This window comes from Vibrio sp. Evd11 (genome assembly GCF_900382755.1).
GTDB lineage: Bacteria > Pseudomonadota > Gammaproteobacteria > Enterobacterales > Vibrionaceae > Vibrio > Vibrio lentus.
The window spans coordinates 1-17,942 of record NZ_OSDX01000083.1; the positions used below are offsets into that span (position 1 = coordinate 1).

The following is a 17,942-nucleotide window of genomic DNA, read 5'->3' on the forward strand; positions in this document are numbered from 1 at the left end:
ACAAGAGTATGGCTTGCACTTGCTTTACTCTGCCGCGCAGCGGCTTCGTTCAACAAGGAGTTCAAGCCACAATTGATAGTGCTGACCCTGCTAGTTTCATCTCTCGTCAAGTTGCAACTCAACAACCCACTCTTTTGTTAGCTGCCGTCGGTGATTGTGGTGAAACCTGTGATGTAGGCGTTGATTACGTGCCAGATAGCGTAATTCCAAACACGGCGCCAGATAACATTCGCACTGGTACCGAGCCACTTATTGCTGCACTTGGCTTAGACCCAATAACAGGCACGTCAGAAAATATAAGTGAAAAACGTGGTGCTGTTAGAACCACCACGGGTGGGCACGGTACGTATTTGTTCCCGTATGAAGGTCCTGTTGATGAAGACGGGCTACCGGGTATGCCGGGAGAAAATATATCTGATGTACTTGAAGCTGTGGACACTCAGCAGGTTGCCGTTGCTTCCATGGTAATGAGTGACGGTTCAATCGTCGTAATCAACAACGCAGATCATATCGAAACAGAGGCGCCTCAAGATGAAGAATAAACTCTTACTGGGCACTGCCGCTGCTCTTGTTCCTTGCCTGACTAATGCAGCTGGCTTTCAACTTAATGCACAATCAGCAACAGGGTTGGGTCGCGCATTCGCAGGTGATGCTGTGATGGCAGACAGCGCTGCAATTGTTGCGAAGAATAGTGCCGCGATGGCTTACATCGACCAACCAACACTCTCTGTCGGTGCTATCTATATCGATAGTGGTATTGACGTGTCCAGTGTTAGTTATACGCCGATGAGAGGCGATACAGAAACACTCGATGACCAATCATTAGACGCAGGGACATTACTTCCGAATATCCATTACGTTCATCCAATCGAAGGTTCTAAGTTCACTCTGGGCGCAACAGTCCATTCTAATTTCGGTACCGACGTCGAATTTGATAACTCGTTCGAAGCGGATGAGTTTGGAGGCAAAACGGCGCTTTCCAGTATCAATGTTGGCTTCGCTGTGGCTTACGAGCTGTCTGAAAAAATCAATTTGGGCGCTGGGCTTGATGTTATTTACGGTGAAGGTGAAATCTACCGTCAAAACTTGCTAAACGTAGATGCAGACGGCTTCGGTTTGGGGGCAAATGTTGGTGCGACCTATCAAGTCAATGAACATAACAAGTTTGGTATTACTTACCGTTACAGCCCAGATATTGAAGTGGAGGGTGACATTGCCAGAGGTGGAGTCCCTGCCGACAAGATGAATGTTCCATTGCCCGACACGCTTGAGTTTTCCGGATGGCACCAACTCAACGAACAGTGGGCTTTTCACTACAGCCTGCAATGGGTGAACTGGTCTGAATTTGACTCGCTAACCTCTGACTCTTATGACGATTCAATCAAAGAGTATCAATGGAAAGATGCTGGGCATGTTTCTGTCGGTGGTACCTACACCATGTCCAAAGACATCGTTCTACGAGCGGGTTACATGTACGACATTTCCCCAACTGACGAACTTACATTATTATCAATTCCCGATGTTAACCGTCATTTGCTCACAGTTGGAGGCACATATCACTTCACAGCGGCCAGCTCTGTGGACGTTGGAGTCGGATTTATCATCGGAGAATCACAAGATATTGACGAAAACCTGACGACGATTCCAGGAACGAGTTCCAATATAACAGCTGATGTGACTGCCGATGCTCTCTTGCTTGGTGTTCAATATCAGCATCGTTTTTAACTTTTACTTTGGAGTTCAGAACGTAAAAATTTAGGAATCATATAAAAAATTGCAGGGCTCGACAGTGAGTTGAGCCCTTTTCTCATTATTAGCTGTTTTAGCATTATTTAAATAGCTGGAAGCTCATTAAGTAAGAAATAGCTGCTTAGAAAAACGTTTTAATTCAGACGAATTCAACGGTTATGGTTATTAAAAATGAAATTTACAAAGCTTAGTAAAACAATCTGTTTGGTATTGTTTGCCTTACATATCTCTCCATCGTTTGCTCAAGACTCAAACTTGATTCCTGTGACTATCGAAAAAGCGCACAAACAAGCATTCACATCTTCAATCAACGAGGTTGGCAAAATCAGGGCAACGGATTCTGCAGCATTGACATTTAGTGCCTCCGAAAAAATTCTCAACATCCATTTCAAAGATGGAGATTCAGTTGAAAAAGGCGAACTGATCGCTCAACTGGACAATACCAAAGCGAAAGCCGATTTAGACAAAGCAAGAAGCTCTCTAGCACTTGCGAAATCAAAACTAAAGCGAGTACAAGAACTACTAAAAAAACAGCCTGACTCTATGTCGCAGCAAGATGTGGAAGAGCTGGGAGAACAAGCGAATCTGGCCGCTGCTGATTTCCGCCAGAAAGAAGCGTTGATGAATGATTATTTATTGGTCGCGCCATTTGATGGGCAGTTAACCAACTTCACCCACTCAGTGGGCAGTAAGATTGATAGTGCAACCGCGTTGGTCAGCCTGATCAAGCTCGATCCTGTAGAAGTTCAGTATTCCATTGGACAGTCGGATTTAGGGCACGCAAAGCTTGGGCAGAATGTGTCCATCCAAGTTGATGCCTTTGTCGATGAAGCGTTTTCTGGCGTGGTGGATTATATCGCACCAGTGGTAGACGAGAGCTCGGGCCGAGTAGAAGTGCACGCGCATGTGACCAATCCTGATCATCGTTTAGTCCCAGGTATGTTTGCCAAGGTGAGTCAGATGACGAGCGAAGACTCAACACAGATGGTGGTTTCTCAAAACTCCGTTCAAGCCAAAGATGCAGAGCGCTTTGTTTGGGTGGTGAATGGTGAAAAGATCGAGCAACGTTTCGTTGAACTGGGCGTGAATACTAACGACGGTTACGTTGTTGTCGAGAAGGGATTAAAACTGGGCGATAACGTCGTTGTGACGGGGCAGCAGAACCTAAAGAAAGCGTCGTTAGTTAAGGTCATGAACCCAAATGCCGAGCAGAAAACGGTTGAGCTGATAACCGAGCAGGCCGCTAAAGATAGCTCGGAAAAAGCCGTTAAGCCTGAAGCAGAAATGACCGAAATTCAAGTTGATGAGTCACACCCGATTGAACCTTCTGTTGATTGGACTGAATCATCAAAAGCGGTTGACGAAGTAATTAACGAAAGCAGTAAAGGTACAGAAAAAAACGTTACTGTTGAGCATTCATCGAATGAAACCCAAAGCAAGGAAACATTAAGCAAGGAAGCTGTAACGAAGGAGAATCTGAATGAAGCTTCCTGAGATTTGTATCAAGCATCCTGTATTTGCCTCGGTTCTGAGCATCACCATTGTTTTGCTTGGGCTTTTGTCGTTTCAAAAGCTCTCAATCCAGTACTTTCCAGAACATAAGACACCTTCAGCAACAGTAACTGCCGCGATCAATGGAGCCAGTGCTGAGTTCATGTCACGCAATGTGGCAGACAAGCTAATTACCGCTGCAACTGGCCTCGATAGCGTGAAAACCATGACCACGGACTGTCAGGAAGGCACATGTAATCTCAAAATCATTTTTGAAGATGACATTAATGACGTCGAATACACCAGCTTGATGAACAACCTGCGCAGCAGTGTCGAAGCGATTGGTGATTTCCCGCCGAGTATGACGGATAAGCCAACGGTAACAGACGACTCTTCTGACACCAGTATGCCGAGTAACATCATCACGTTTGTGAACACTGGCAAGATGTCTAAGCAAGATATGTACGATTACATTAGCCAGCAAGTCGTACCTCAATTTAAACATATCCAAGGTGTGGGAGGTATTTGGGGGCCATATGGTGGCAGCGAAAAAGCGGTGCGTGTTTGGTTGCAACCTGATCGAATGATGGCTCTGAATATGAGTGCATCCGATGTGGTTGGAACATTAAGCTCATACAACGCGACATTTACCGCGGGTACTATCAAGGGGCAGGTAAGAGATTTTTCCATCAACCCAGTAAACCAAGTGACCAGCGTTGATGATGTACGAGACTTGGTAGTCCGTGTTGATAACGGCAAGATCATTCGTATTGGTGATATTGCCGAAGTCAAAATGGGTGAGGAGAGTCTTACGCCGAGTATTCTACGTGTAGACGACAACCTAGCGATGTCGATCCAAGTGTTGCCGCTGAAAAGTGAAAACCCAGTCATCGTTGCGAATAAAGTTAAGAAACAAATCGATGTGATTCAGCCACAGTTGCCAGAAGGCATTGAGATGAAGATGGTTTACAACCAAGCAGATTTCATTAAAACCGCAATTGATGAAGGCTTCATCACGTTAGTTGAAGCGATAGTTCTGGTTTCAGCAGTGGTGGTTCTGTTCCTTGGCTCTTTTCGAGTTGCTTCCATCCCGATCATCACCATTCCCGTGTGTGTGATTGGTGTGTTTGCTGTGATGCATTTACTTGGTTTTAGCATCAATGTGTTGACGATTCTGGCTATCATTCTCGCGATTGGTCTAGTGGTCGATGATGCGATCGTTGTAGCTGAAAACTGCTACCGTCATATCGAAGAGGGTGAAACTCCATTTAACGCGGCAATTAAGGGGTGTCGAGAGATCGTCTTTCCTGTGATTGCGATGACGCTGACTTTAGCGGTTGTTTACTTGCCAATCGGCCTGATGGCTGGTTTGACCGCCGATCTGTTCAGGCAGTTCGCGTTCACGCTTGCAGCAGCAGTGATCATCTCTGGATTTGTGGCATTAACGCTTTCGCCAATGATGAGTGCTTATTTAATGAAGCCAGTATCGAGTCCTGCGAAGTGGCACCAAAAGGTTGATGCGAAACTCAATGTCTTATCGGATTTATACACTAAAGAGCTAGGTAAATGGTTTGATCGCAAGGCTTTAATGAGTGGCATTGCTTTAGTGCTGATCGCTTTATCTGCTTTAGCGGTTTGGAAAATGCCTCAAGTGTTACTTCCAACGGAAGATACAGGGTTTGTTGAAGTGACTTCCACGCCTCCAACTGGGGTTGGGCGTCAGTACCATCTAGACAACAACGAACAGCTTAACAGTGTGTTTAAAGGTGATAGTTCAGTAGAAGCGAATTTGTCGTACATCGAAGGTACACCGACCAATCACGTTCTATTGAAACCATGGGGTGAACGTGACCAGTCAGCCGATGAATTGGTGAACGTGTTTATCGCTAAGGCACAAAGTTCAGTCTCGGCTTACGGCATGTCTTTCAAGGTTCGTTCAGCAGATAACTTGAACATTGCGACCAACATGATTCTTGAATTAACCACGGTTAACCGCGATACCGCTGTGCTGTCTGAAACCGCGAGCGAAGTCGTTAAGGCGCTCGAGGATTACGAAGGTGTGACCAACATTAAGAACTCAATGTTGCGTGACCAGTTACGTTATGACTTGTCGATTGACCGTAATGCGATTGTGTTGTCTGGCGTTGATTACGGGAACGTCACCAATGCGTTATCGACATTCCTTGGTTCTGTCAAAGCGGCAGATTTGCAAGCAGACGACGGTTATACCTACCCAATACAAGTGCAAGTAAACCGTAAAGATCTTGGTGATTTCAAAGTGTTGGATAAGTTGTACGTTGACTCTCAATCCGGTCAAAGACTTCCGTTGTCCCAGTTTGTTTCTATTAAACAAGTAACGTCGGAATCGAACTTCAAGACGTTCATGGGGCAAGACAGTGCGGAAATCACAGCCGATTTAATGCCCGGATATACGGCTAGTGATGTAAAAGCTTATGTTGACGATAACGTACCGAGTTTATTGCAGCCTGCTCAACGCTATGAATTCAACGGTATTGTAAAAGACTTGGTTGATTCGAGTGCTGGTGCTCAAGTGTTGTTCGTATTGGCGTTGATCTTTATCTTTTTGATTTTAGCGGCGCAGTTCGAAAGCTTTGTCGACCCGATGATCATCTTGCTGACGGTTCCATTATGTATTGTAGGTGCAATCTTGACGCTTTCGGTATTCGGGCAAAGTCTCAATATTTACTCAAAAATTGGTTTACTGACTTTAGTGGGGCTTGTTACTAAACACGGCATCCTGCTGGTGGAGTTCGCCAACGAGAGACGCAAAGCTGGTGCAAGTGCGAAGGAAGCAGCGATCAGCAGTGTACGTTCAAGATTTCGCCCCATTTTGATGACGTCATTGACGATGATCCTCGGTTCATTACCATTAGCTTTGGCGGATGGCCCGGGATCATTAGGGCGAATCAATATTGGTTTGGTGTTAGTCGGAGGTTTAACAGCCGGAACCTTCTTCTCACTGTTCTTAGTGCCTGTCGCGTATGTCGGTATGGCGAACCTAAAGCAAATGGATGTGTTGACTCGATTGAGAACCAAACCAGCATAATCTAGCTGAATGATTACAATTTACGTAATTGAAGATACGAAAAAGCGCCCACCAATATCATGGTGGCGCTTTGTTATTTACGACTACTAGTCGCTTGAACAAGCTAATCCGAATCGAACTGATTAAAACGGTGTGTACTTATCTAGAATGGAGCAAAGTTATCAGGTACAACCGTAGGGACAGTCCAACGCTGATGAGCGTCTATCGCTTCCAATCCTGAGTTGTGCTGTGGGATCTGTCCACGGTCGCCATATAACCACAGTACGAAGTTAGAGCGCTCACCACTGGTAATTGGTAACGCGGCGTGTGCTACGTTTCCTCGGTGGATCATTGCCATGCCGGGTGTAAATGTCGCCTCATTCATTTTGCCTGTTGCCGGGTCATAAAAGTTGAGTGCAGAACCTGAAAACGCTTCATCGGGTAAATTCAGGTTGATATTGAGCGTGACAGAAGATGCATCAGTATGAAGGCGCAAAGATGTATCTTTGTTCGCTTGATACTGAATAGAGAATCCAAAAGTTTGCGTATCGTAGCCCATGATTTCTGGGAACAACAAACGCGCAATCGGACGCATGTAACTGTCGAGCAGATCGCGATAAAACGCTTGGAAACTCGGTGCTGCTAAGTAGCCTTCAGATCGGCTATCCAACATCGCACCACCTCGGTTGAGAACTATGCCATAAGGTGGGCGCAACGGGATTTGAGCGTTTGATACTTCTTCTAAGTAATCGCGTAGTCCGGCCAAACGCTCAGGGTCAAAGAACTGGAATTTAAACACACTAGGTGAGACCTCTTCGAGCAAGTCTCGCACTGCAATTTCTTTCGTTGGATCTTGCCACGCCTGTCTAACGGCGTCACGTAGACGAGCATCCAGTAATGAATCATCGAAATTTAGCTGGCTGCCTTCTGCGCTCACTTCCCACTCTTTCCAAGCCTCACTGAACAGACTTTTATTGTTGTCCCAAAACTGTTGCACAGAAGGAGCTCGTTGAAGCATCGCTTCGCGTGTTGGTAAATCGATGGCGCGTGCACGCTCTAGTTGATTAGATAACATAATGTATTCGCTCCTTTTGTTTGCTTGAGTCCAATCTATTACACCAAGGTTTGTAGATAAACGGGGCGTTAAGCAAAACAGAATTAACGTTTTCTATATAATCAACAGGAAATTGAGAAAAAGGGAGTCGAACAAAGAGGCTTTACATTGGCGATTAGAAACAAAAACAGCGCATGACCGAAGGAATAAATGCGCTGTTTCAAGAGAGTAGGAGCTTATCGGGTTAAAGCCTGCTGTTCGTTGTATCTAAGATTTAATTAAGCGTGATTAGTTATGATCAATATTGATCTTCGAGAAACTGACCGAGAACACTTGCCCTGCAAACTCTCTTGAAGGTTTTATTTGAGCGTAAAGGCCGGCTTTAAAGTAATACTCTTTCTCTAACCATGCCTTTGAAAGGGTAACCTTGTTGCCATCGCGGTCTTCTGTTTCGACACCCCAAGGTAAGAATCGCTCTGTTAATTCATCATTAATGAGCGTTGAAAGGTAAATACCTTGGTCATTGAGACGGATTGTGTAATCCCAATCAAGGTTCGCAGGTGCGTAGCCTAGGTTGACACTAAAAGGCTTACAGTCGCTACAAACTTTGTTTCCTGGCAGAAAGGAATCATTTAGAACGACACGTACTGGTTTGTTCTCACCATTCCACTGCAACTTCACGAGCGCTTGCTTAATGTCTTTACCATGGATTTGGCCAAGAACCACTTTTGGGTCACTACCCGTTACTTCTTTATCCGGAAATTGATCAACGCTCAGTGTTGCTTTTAATTCATGTGTTCCTGTTACTGCCCAGTTTTGCTTTTTAGTGCTGCAACGATTTTCGGAATCATAGTTGTAGAGCTCACGAAGCTCTGAGCGAACGTATTTTGTGTTTGGTGTTGTAGAAACTTGGCCGCCAAGATCGACTGTAAATTTGAGGCGCTCTTCGCCGTTAACTGATTCTCGAGAGAACCAAGGTAGATTGGTGCCGTTGGTTAAGTACGCTTTACCATTACATTCTTGGGGGATGAGTTCGGCAGCGCTGCTACGACCATTGTTGTAGTAATCGTCGCCACTGACAGGAAGGGTGATTTTCCATTGCTCTATGTTCCAGTTACAGTCGGTACATGTTGTAAGGTCTGATTGATAGCTTTTAGCGTTGGCTTCGCAGCCTGTGAGTAATAAACCGCTAGAAATAAGTGCAGCAATCTTGAAGTATTTTAAAGTTTGTTGAGAATTGAACATAAAAAGTGATTTGTAATACAAAATGTGGACGGACTTTAGCGATAAATTACGGGATTTTCATTGGTCCAAGACTGGTTTTACATTTAGCTGACAGAGCTTTGAGCGACCGATTCCAAAAACACATATCAATACAATTTTTCTAAGTAATGGAAGCAGGTGTTGGGGCAATGAAGCGAGTGTTTGTATAGGTCCTAGTAATGATTTATTGGACGATCACGCAAATCCTTTTGCATGTTCGATGGGGGAAATCTTTCTTAGAAATCGTAGTTTAGATTCATTGAGCTGTAGATCTCAGCGTTACTTTGGTCTGATGCAACAGTGGTGTTGTAGATGTATTCTGTATCAAAGGTTAGTGCCAAATTACCCATCAGAATGTTCTTAAGATAGCCTTTGAGGTTGTAATTTGTGTTCTCTTCACCGTAAGCCATGTTCGCAGTAGCACCCATAGAAAACGTTTCAGTAAGCATTAAGGAGCCATCGATACTGGCATTAGCAATAAGTTCGTAGTTCTCTTTGTTAGGGAACTCTTCATCGGATGATTGGCGTTGACTGATTCGATAACCTGGGCCAGCAGAGCCTTGAAGCTTGATTCTTTCGGTATCGTAAAAGTGACGACCCAAACCAGTCGCGGTAATGAATTGCTTACGATAAGTACCAAAGTGGTCGTGCTCAAAGCGAGTTGTCGCAACCAAATAGGTGACTTCGTTTAAGTCATAACTGATGCCATAGTTTGTGGTATAGCGGTTAGTACCATCTTCGTCATTTTCCGCATCGGTGTAATAGGTATCAAACTGAACTCGTTGCCCCCAGTTCTCTTTTTTGTATCCAACAGAGATTCCAGAGTTGATCGACAAAGAAGAACTGGTGTTTTGGGAGTAGATAAACCCGAGCTTGGTCAGGGTCGTGAACGGAGATTCTTCAGCTTCGTCTTTTAACTCAGAATCTTTGCTTAATATGGCTTCGTTCTCGAGTACGACTTCTTCAACCTCTTCTACAGCCTCTTTTCCAAATACGGGTATAGAGAACGCGATGAGAGCTAAAGGCAGCTTTGCTAGGGATCGTGTGTATGAAACTGTGTTGGTTAATGGGCGCGTGGTTTGTGAGGTAGCGAGTGTCAACATAATGGTTTGGTATAATAAGATGATTGAACACGACGAACGCAAGGTTAGTCGTGAAGAGTCGTCAATGATTGAATAGAAAATGCGAGTAAGTTATGACGCGATAGGCAAAGGCGAAAAGATCGTTTTGATCGCTGAGAACCCATCGCCTCGATGAGGGTTGAAATCTTCAATGTGGACAAAGAATTCAAGTGTCTCAGAGGGTTTATCATCTTCAATTAATAAGAACTCGAGTAATCCTTGTTCGATATGGCATGAAACTATGGTTTCGCTCGATTGGTCTGCTGAAACTTGCTCGACGTTGATCAAGACGCTCGTCTCGGGTAATACATTGAACGCGTCTTGCGCACATTTGAGAATGCAGCTTGAGACATACTCCCGATATAAGGCATTACTTTCAGAAAGCGACAGTGTTTCAAGCTTTACTTGGCCCTGGCACAATACCTTTTTTTCTTTAGGGATCACGTTGTGCTTATTAACCTGGATATTGATTTCTAGCAGGTGACCGTTCTTATAGGTATTAAAGTTATGGTTGATCAGCTTGGTGTCTACCACTGTCGCGTTCATCAGGTTCTGCTGAGCTTCAGAAAGGGCAGACAGCTTTGCTTGGCTATCATTATTCAAAACGCCTTGCGACAATTGATTGCCTTTTGCCCAGTAACTGTAGTTCTGTACCCAATCTACAAATTCCGCTTTGTATTGTTCGATGTCTTTCTCTGCTGCTAGCTCGACATTGTTTGTGAGGGTGTGAAACTTAGATTTGTTACCCAACAGTATATCTGGCCAGTATGGTTTGTATTCATCAAGCGCTTCCATGGCTTTGACTTTATGGTCGAAGCGGACTGTTGGCATTGCAGGCGCAGGTTCCATGGCAATCGACTCCCAATTCACTTTTGGTGTTGGAATGGTATGTACGGATTGGATTAACTGCAGGTGCTGGTTGAACAAGGTCACTTCACTAACCGCGCTCTCAAGTTGTTTCGTATTCATCTACATTCCTGTCGACTGTTGTTCATATCGTTTGGCGTTCATTTTATGGCCAAATGACACTCGGAATATTTCAATGAATGTGAATGATCTTTCGTGAGGTTGTTTGATAATGGTTTAGGAATATTTGTAGTGGTAGGCAGTTTAGTGCTTATTAAGGGGGACAAATAGTACAGAGGTAAGGAACTTAATGAATTCGAAAAAGTATAACTGGTAAGAAAAGAAAAACCCTGCGGTCAGAGCAGGGTTTTTATTAAATTAGTACTGAGTGACTGGTTAGGCGATGTGCGTCATTTTATTAAGCACAAAGGTTTCAATACAATCTTCAGTCGCAGCCATGTACTCGGCGATGTGTTGGCTCGCTAAGTGTTTCTCTAGATGAGCTTCAGATTCCCAGTTCTCATGAAAAACGAAGTGAGCTGGGTTACTGTTATCTTGGTGCAGGTCATAGTTAATACAGCCGTCTTCAACACGGGTTTTGTCGATCAATTTAATCATCTCTGATTTAACTAGCTCAGTTTTGTCTTCTTTAGTGACGATCGTTGCGATAATGGTCAGTTTACTCATGTTCAATTCCTCGGCCTTAAATTCTGTAAGTTAAAGTAATATAAGTATAAATTAAGGTTGAAGAAAGAGTTCTGGAATCAAATAACTATGGTTCTTGGCGTCCACAATTTAAATCCGAGAGCATAACGTTAGGGTGATCGGTTGCGCTTATTAAAAAAGCCCTCATAGCAATATGAGGGCTTCTTAGATCTCAATTGAATGGGTTAGTTACTGAAATCCGCTTTCACCCAGATCATACGGTGGTCTGAAGAAACATCCTTTCCGTTACCATAATCACCAATTCGTGAGTCATTGAATAGCTTGCGTCCTTCTTCGTACGAAGCTGACCAATAAACACCAGACTCAACAATGTTTAATGAAGCTGATGGCAGTGCGTAATCTACAGCAAGCCCGAATGTAGAAGTAATGCGGTTTGGCTGTGGGTGAGACGATGATTTATCAACGGCATGTTCAGCAGCACCATAACTTGTTGGATACAAGCTGCCATTGGTGACATCTTGGTTAACTAATGCATCATTGTGCAAGTCTTGCATTACAGAACTAATACCGTCGCCATCTACTGGGTCTAGGTTTTGGTCACCCATCATGACAAAGTGTTTACCTTGTTCTAAACCGCCAGTTTTTCCAGAATCATCATAGATGAACGATTTGTTTTGGATGTATTGGTGCCAGAAGTCGACTTCTGCTGCGTTCTGTTCAATGTTCTTACCGACATCGAAAGCTGGTGGAGTAGGGTGTGACATCAATAAGTGAACGGTTTCTGTACCATCTTTGGTAGGAATGAGTATTGGAGCATCGACGTGGTTTTTTGACGATAGACGAACTTCTTCCCATTCAGCCGCGGTGTACCACTCGTCACCACAATCCATGCCTACAGGGAACTTACTAGGATCATCACATACTGTGATTGTTGGGATAGTCGCACCTTCAAGATCTTTCCATTTAAATTCTTGGAATGTGCGAGTGTTGGCCGTGTCTATCTCATATTTAGACATTAGAGCAAACGCATACTGACCATGGTAGAAACCGAAGCCCCACGCATCTCCAGGCAGTGTTCCAGCGTTACCATCATTATCTAAATCAAAACCAAACTCGTTTAGTAAACCTGTATTGGTAGAGTAGCCTTCAAAATATGGGTATGAGATTGGTTCTAGGTTCGCGTCGCCACCTGCACCTTCAATACTTTGAGCGACAGAAAGGTAGTTTTTCTGGAAGCCTTCTAGCGCTGATTTGTCGGTGCCAGTACCATCATTGTTAAATTCAGCCATCATAAGCACGTCAGGGCGATTCTTTTGAATCACCGCTGCTACGTTACGGATCTGAATAACTTTCGCTGCTGTTTCTTTGTCATCGGCACTAATTGTATTATCCAAATAATCGGACACCAACGTCGCTTGGACGCTAGGTTCGATTTGCATTTCAGTTACGAGATCTTGAAAGGTTGCGCGGTCAAATGACAAGTTATAGGTAGCGATCTTAACTTCTTCAGGTTGAACGTAATCCGTGTCGCTGCTGCAACCAATTAAAAGTGCAGAAGAGATGGCGAAAGCGATAGATGTTTTTAACAATTTCATAAAATGGGTCCGCTAATTGCTGAAAGAATTTTGGGACACGCATATTATGAGATGGATATCGTTCTGTAAGTGATATTTGTCACAGCAAGCTCTATGGGTTGATATCTTGTTGCATTGGAAATGTGACATTTGGAACTAGTGTCTGTTATTAGAATAAAGACTTAAATTTCATGGGTTTAATTAGATCTGTGAAATAAAAAAGCCCTCATAGCAATATGAGGGCTTCAGAACAAGAATCAAACTGTGTTGTTACTTGGGTGTTAAGCGTATTGCTCTACCCTAAGCGTATTGTTCTACTGTCATTGCCCAATTTTTCTTCTGCTGTTCAAAATTCATTTTGATTTGTTGGTAACGAACTTTAAGTACTGAGTGTTCGTACTTCTTCACAACGTCTTCGCGTTTACTTTCAAGTAGCTGTTTTTTGACTTCGTAGTATTCGTTCATGTTGGATACTAGAGCATCGAACTCTTGTTGAAGCTTGTCTGCGATTTGCTGTTTGTCGGCACGGTGCATGATTTTCTGCTGAGTGCGTTTCAGTAGCATTGTCGCTTCGGCCTTTTCAATACGAGCTTGGGGTGTTTTCTTAAGCTTACTTGCTAGGCCTATCAATGAAGCAATCTTAATCAACCATTTCGTTGGATCGTATTGCCACCAGTAAATGCCATTACGGTAGTCGTTCTCAAAGATGTGGTGGAAGTTATGGTAGCCTTCGCCAAAAGTGAGTACTGCTAACACACCGTTATCACGCGCTGTGTTTTTGTCAGTAAAAGGTTGGCTACCCCAGATATGAGCAAGAGAATTAATGAAGAAGGTTGTGTGGTGGTTAAGTACCAAACGAACCGCACCTACGATTAACAACATACCAAGCACATCGCCGTAAATCACCCCTAATGCGATAGGAACACCAATGTTCATGAGCAATGCTAGCAGAACGTAGTGCTTGTGCTGCCACATCACGATCTTGTCTTTCTTCAGGTCACGACAATTCTCGTAATCAGTATACATTGCTGTGTTGTAATTACGGATCATCCAACCAATGTGTGAATACCAGAAGCCACGTTTGGCTGAGTATGGGTCTTTGTCGTTGTTGTCGACATGCTTGTGGTGCACTCGGTGGTCAGAAGACCAGTGTAGTGCACTGTTCTGGAGGGCAAATGCACCGCCCAAAGCAAACAGGAATCTTAGGCTAGAATGCGCTTCAAACGCTTTATGAGACCATAAGCGGTGATAGCCTGTTGTGATAGACAGATTACAAAAAGTAAAACAGACCGCTAGCCATATCCAGTGCTCCATTCCATAGCCAAAAAAGTAGCCATATACGGGAGCCGCAACAACAGCAAGCAGCATACTAGAAGAGAATACAAAAATATTGAGCCAGATTAATGGTGGCTTCTTTGTTGATGGTTTGTCAGCACTATTCATTAGCAAAATTTCCATTGGGCTTACATCTGTGCGCTAGAATATCAGCGTACACGTGTAAGTCAATATTGAAAGTGTAAACGTGTATTAGTATGTTTTGCTTAAATATTGTATAAAGGTAGTGTGAAATGTAGTAGCAAGTCATAAATGGAAGTACTAAGGGCTAATAAATGGAAATTAAGGTAGCTGAATATAAAGATTATGAGCGGATTGCCCAATTACACGCGGATAGCTGGAAGCTATATTACCGTGGCATTCTTGCTGATGATTACTTAGAAAATGATGTTTTGGAGGACAGATCTGTTATTTGGCAGACTCGTTTGATTAATCCTCCTTTTAACCAACATGTTTTATTGCTAGAAGAGGGCGGTTTACTGGTTGGTTTTGTCTGCGCGTTTGGTAATCACAACTTTGAACGTGGTACGTTCATTGATGCGTTACATGTAGACAATAATTACCGCGGTCGTGGTGTCGGTAAGCGTCTATTGTCTGAACTATCGAAGTGGTTGCAGCAATACTATTCGGACTCAGGACTCTACTTAGAGGTGATGTCTGAGAATCACCAAGCCATTGCATTTTATCAAGCAATTGGTGGTAAAGAAGAACTAGAGCAAGTTTGGAACGCACCATGTGGGAGCCAAGTGAACGAGAAGGTGATCTCTTGGGGTTCTCCAGAGGAGCTTGAACAAAAAACGGCGAGTGTTGTGTATTCTTAACCCATATTAAACATGCCTTATTTTTAGCGAACTAACGTTAATTTAAGTGCGGTTAGAACGAATAATAAAGCCCCAGACTGAATAGGTCTGGGGCTTTCTCATTTTTAGGGCGTTAGTGGGTTTCTAGTCCGACCAAGAGATGCAGTTTCTTCCCTTCTTCTTCGATGAATAGAGAGCTTGATCGGCATCGTTGATGAGTTGTTCAACCGATCCTAAGGCTTGAGCCACATGCTTGACGCCAATAGATACCGTGACTTCAAATCGAAGCTGAGCTGGGCAAGCCAATAAGTCGTCTGCAAGCTGCTTAATGCTTGCCTCACTCTCGTTTTGGATGATGACCAAAAACTCTTCACCTCCGTAACGAAAGCAGGTGCTGTGCTGTGGCAAGGTGTCTTGAATCGCTTCAGCCAAATCTTTAATGACCGCATCCCCGGTCTGATGGCCATAGGTATCATTGATTGACTTAAAGTGATCAACATCGATCATGATAGTGGTCATTGAAATCTGTCGGTCAATGTTCGGTTCAATAACTTGATGCAGATACAGTCGGTTATAGCACCCGGTGAGTGCATCTTGATACGAGAGAGCTTCAAACAAGTTAGATTGCTTACGTAGCTGGATGGCTTGTTTACGAAGCTGTTCGGATTGAGTAAAGCGTTTATGCACTTCGAAATCTCGTCTTAAACAAGAGGCTGCAATAAGAATATAAGCTGAAGCGTATACAGAAATCGTTTCCAATTCGTGACTAGGCTCTGCTGCGTAAAGTGGTGGTGCTAAGCCAACGAGATAGCATAAGAAGATAATGGTCAGCGCGCTTAAACTATATCGAGCGGACATTCTGGAAAATGTCCCAACGTAGATCATCACGAGGATGGTGCCACCTTGATAATCTAAGTTCCCAAAATCAATGGCGATGCGACCAACATAGACGAGAAATAGGGCGCTGATGACCAGAAGACAAGCTTCGAGCTGTTGTAAGTGGTTAGGTTTATGTTTGATGCAGTAAGCCGCAACGAACATCATGATGACGAAAAGTACCGTTCTCAACACCACAGGGAAAATGCATTGTGACCCAAAATTGATGTAATCGGAGATAATGAAAGTAAAGAATATGGTAATAGGTACGTAGATGAATTTTACGTACGGTAGATAGATTTCATTGTCGAAATAAGTCTTAAATCGTTGGTTTTGAAATCCGGGGTATGAACGCATTGGAGGTAAATCGCTACTGTGTCACAATAATTTGGTGCAAGTATGTCTACGTCGATGCTGGTTGTAAATGCGAGTTTTTATTTATGTGACAATATGTTAGTTCTATCATCATAGGTGTGCAGTTTTTATGCTCACGCTCTAACTTTTCGCGGTCAGAGCGTAAATATCTTATAATTTCAAAGACGTTAGCGCTTGTTTTTTAAGTAACGCTTACGGCGCTCTTCTTTCTTCTTAATCTGTTGTTCTGCTTTCAGTGCAGCCGCTTCTTCAACTTCAACCAGCTCTTTAGTAATCATCTCTGGTAGCTCTAGCGTTACTTTACCTAAAGTACCGCTGCGAAGTTCGTGAAGAAGGATTTCAGAACATTTGTGAATGTCTATATGACCACCTGCACGAAGTGCACCGCGCTTACGACCAATGGCTTCCATCAATTCGATATCTGACTCTGGCAGTTCTTCAATTTGGTAGCGTTCTTTCAAAAGGTGAGGGTACTGCTTAGCTAGGTATTCTACTGTATAGAATGCCACTTCATCGTATTCCATTGCCGTATCTTTTACCGCGCCTGTTGCAGCCAAGCGGAAGCCACTGTGTGGGTTTTCTACTTTAGGCCAAAGGATTCCAGGAGTGTCTGAAAGGATCACGCCATTTTGAAGGTTGATACGTTGTTGGCGACGAGTTACTGCAGGTTGGTTACCCGTTACCGCAATCGTACGTCCAGCCAAACAGTTGATGATGGTCGATTTACCCACGTTCGGGATGCCCATGATCATTGTACGAATGTTCTTACCCATCTGTTCACGGTGCGGTGCTAACTTACGTACTAGCTCCATAACGTGGTTAACTTCTTCTTTAGCGCTGGTGGTAATCGCAATCGCCTTAACGCCTTGCTCTTTCTCGAAGTGCTCAATCCAACGCTCAGTAAGCTCAGGATCCGCAAGGTCGCGCTTGTTCAACACTTTTACACAAGGCTTATCGCCGCGCAGTGAAGAGATCATTGGGTTTTCACTACTGAACGGGATACGAGCGTCCAGTACTTCGATGATCACATCAACCTGTGGGATAACTTCTTCGATTTCTTTGCGGGCTTTATGCATGTGACCCGGAAACCATTGAATAGACATAGAGATAAACCTTGATAAATATATTTGCTGCACATTGTAAGGGTTCGCTAGGGCGTGTAAAGCGCTATATCGCCTAGAAGAACTACAGAAAAAGACATTTGCGCAAAGATTCTTGGGAGTTCAATTGAAATTGACTACTAAGTTACAATTTAGAGCGCAGTTATCATATGGCTAACTCTTTGATTAAGTTTTAAAAATTTCAGGTTAGCTAGTGAGGGGGCGCATTATTTGAATCGATTATTTCGGGGGTAAATAATGCGTGTATCTGCTTGGTTTGCCTCAAAGGTAAATCGAATATTACTAGGGGAACCTATGTTGGAGGTTGGTTTGATTGTACAGATTGAGCTAGGCTTTTTATTAGCTGTTTACGTTCAGCTTGAGCAATGTATATAAATTGGTCGTTGTAGCTTTTGTCTGCGTTGATATATTGTTCGAAGTTAACTGGTACTCCAGCAACCGAAAGCTCTAAATGCAAGTGAGGTCCAGTTGTTCGGCCTGAATTCCCAGTAAGACCGATTATCTGACCTTTAGTGATGTATTCCCCAGGGCTTTGTTGCGTAATTCAGTTTAGAGACAGAGCAGCCCCATTTCGTGCGTTTCTTAGGCAATACGGCAAGTTTCAGGCATACCTAACCCAGTGAGC

13 protein-coding genes and 2 pseudogenes are annotated in these 17,942 nt (G+C 43.7%); 5 read left to right on the top strand and 10 right to left on the bottom strand.

What is annotated here, in order from left to right; genetic code table 11:
- From ED652_RS21640 to ED652_RS21655, 4 genes and pseudogenes are all read left to right on the top strand, one after another.
- Positions 1-542, top strand: a pseudogene (locus ED652_RS21640) (lipase); the annotation flags it as partial.
- Entirely contained in the window at positions 532-1,725 is a 1,194-nt protein-coding gene (locus ED652_RS21645) for an outer membrane protein transport protein (RefSeq protein WP_122056126.1), read from the top strand. The pseudogene ED652_RS21640 and the gene ED652_RS21645, both read left to right, overlap by 11 nt.
- 195 nt (positions 1,726-1,920) lie before the next feature.
- Complete coding sequence (locus ED652_RS21650) at positions 1,921-3,243, top strand: efflux RND transporter periplasmic adaptor subunit (RefSeq protein WP_122056127.1); 1,323 nt, start codon at positions 1,921-1,923, stop codon at positions 3,241-3,243.
- Positions 3,230-6,307, top strand: coding sequence for an efflux RND transporter permease subunit (locus ED652_RS21655; RefSeq protein WP_122056128.1), 3,078 nt, complete (start codon positions 3,230-3,232; stop codon positions 6,305-6,307). The genes ED652_RS21650 and ED652_RS21655 overlap by 14 nt, the downstream gene beginning before the upstream one ends.
- Before the next feature lie 142 nt (positions 6,308-6,449).
- On the opposite strand, the gene ED652_RS21660 is transcribed toward ED652_RS21655, so the two are convergent.
- The 7 genes from ED652_RS21660 to ED652_RS21690 form a co-directional block, all read right to left on the bottom strand.
- Positions 6,450-7,361 carry a 2OG-Fe(II) oxygenase gene (locus ED652_RS21660; RefSeq protein ID WP_122056129.1) on the bottom strand — a complete coding sequence of 304 codons (912 nt, stop codon included), beginning with the start codon at positions 7,359-7,361 and terminating at the stop codon, positions 6,450-6,452.
- Between the two features lie 267 nt (positions 7,362-7,628).
- Complete coding sequence (locus tag ED652_RS21665; RefSeq protein ID WP_122056130.1) at positions 7,629-8,585, bottom strand: polysaccharide lyase family 7 protein; 957 nt, start codon at positions 8,583-8,585, stop codon at positions 7,629-7,631.
- A 254-nt stretch (positions 8,586-8,839) separates the two neighbouring features.
- Positions 8,840-9,706: a YdiY family protein gene (locus ED652_RS21670; RefSeq protein WP_254051728.1), complete on the bottom strand. Its 867-nt coding sequence runs from the start codon at positions 9,704-9,706 to the stop codon at positions 8,840-8,842.
- Positions 9,707-9,796: 90 nt separating this feature from the next.
- Positions 9,797-10,693: a hypothetical protein gene (locus tag ED652_RS21675; protein ID WP_122056131.1), complete on the bottom strand. Its 897-nt coding sequence runs from the start codon at positions 10,691-10,693 to the stop codon at positions 9,797-9,799.
- 273 nt (positions 10,694-10,966) lie between these two features.
- Positions 10,967-11,257 (bottom strand): putative quinol monooxygenase, encoded by a 291-nt coding sequence (locus ED652_RS21680; protein ID WP_122056132.1) that lies wholly within the window; start codon positions 11,255-11,257, stop codon positions 10,967-10,969.
- 203 nt (positions 11,258-11,460) lie between these two features.
- A complete protein-coding gene (locus tag ED652_RS21685; protein WP_122056133.1) occupies positions 11,461-12,831 on the bottom strand; it encodes an endonuclease/exonuclease/phosphatase family protein in 1,371 nt (456 codons plus the stop codon).
- A 279-nt stretch (positions 12,832-13,110) separates the two neighbouring features.
- Positions 13,111-14,253 carry a fatty acid desaturase gene (locus tag ED652_RS21690; protein WP_122056134.1) on the bottom strand — a complete coding sequence of 381 codons (1,143 nt, stop codon included), beginning with the start codon at positions 14,251-14,253 and terminating at the stop codon, positions 13,111-13,113.
- 167 nt (positions 14,254-14,420) lie between these two features.
- On the opposite strand from ED652_RS21690, the gene ED652_RS21695 reads away from it, so the two are divergent.
- Positions 14,421-14,966 (top strand): GNAT family N-acetyltransferase, encoded by a 546-nt coding sequence (locus tag ED652_RS21695; RefSeq protein WP_017082115.1) that lies wholly within the window; start codon positions 14,421-14,423, stop codon positions 14,964-14,966.
- A 123-nt stretch (positions 14,967-15,089) separates the two neighbouring features.
- Here the strand turns inward: ED652_RS21695 and ED652_RS21700 are convergent, their stop codons facing one another.
- The 3 genes and pseudogenes from ED652_RS21700 to ED652_RS21710 all read right to left on the bottom strand — a co-directional run.
- A complete protein-coding gene (locus ED652_RS21700; RefSeq protein ID WP_122056135.1) occupies positions 15,090-16,178 on the bottom strand; it encodes a GGDEF domain-containing protein in 1,089 nt (362 codons plus the stop codon).
- 185 nt (positions 16,179-16,363) lie between these two features.
- Positions 16,364-17,299: a ribosome biogenesis GTPase YlqF gene (ylqF, locus tag ED652_RS21705; protein ID WP_029223363.1), complete on the bottom strand. Its 936-nt coding sequence runs from the start codon at positions 17,297-17,299 to the stop codon at positions 16,364-16,366.
- A 310-nt stretch (positions 17,300-17,609) separates the two neighbouring features.
- Positions 17,610-17,843 (bottom strand): annotated as a pseudogene (locus ED652_RS21710) (M23 family metallopeptidase); the annotation flags it as partial.
- Between the last annotated feature and the right edge of the window lie 99 nt (positions 17,844-17,942).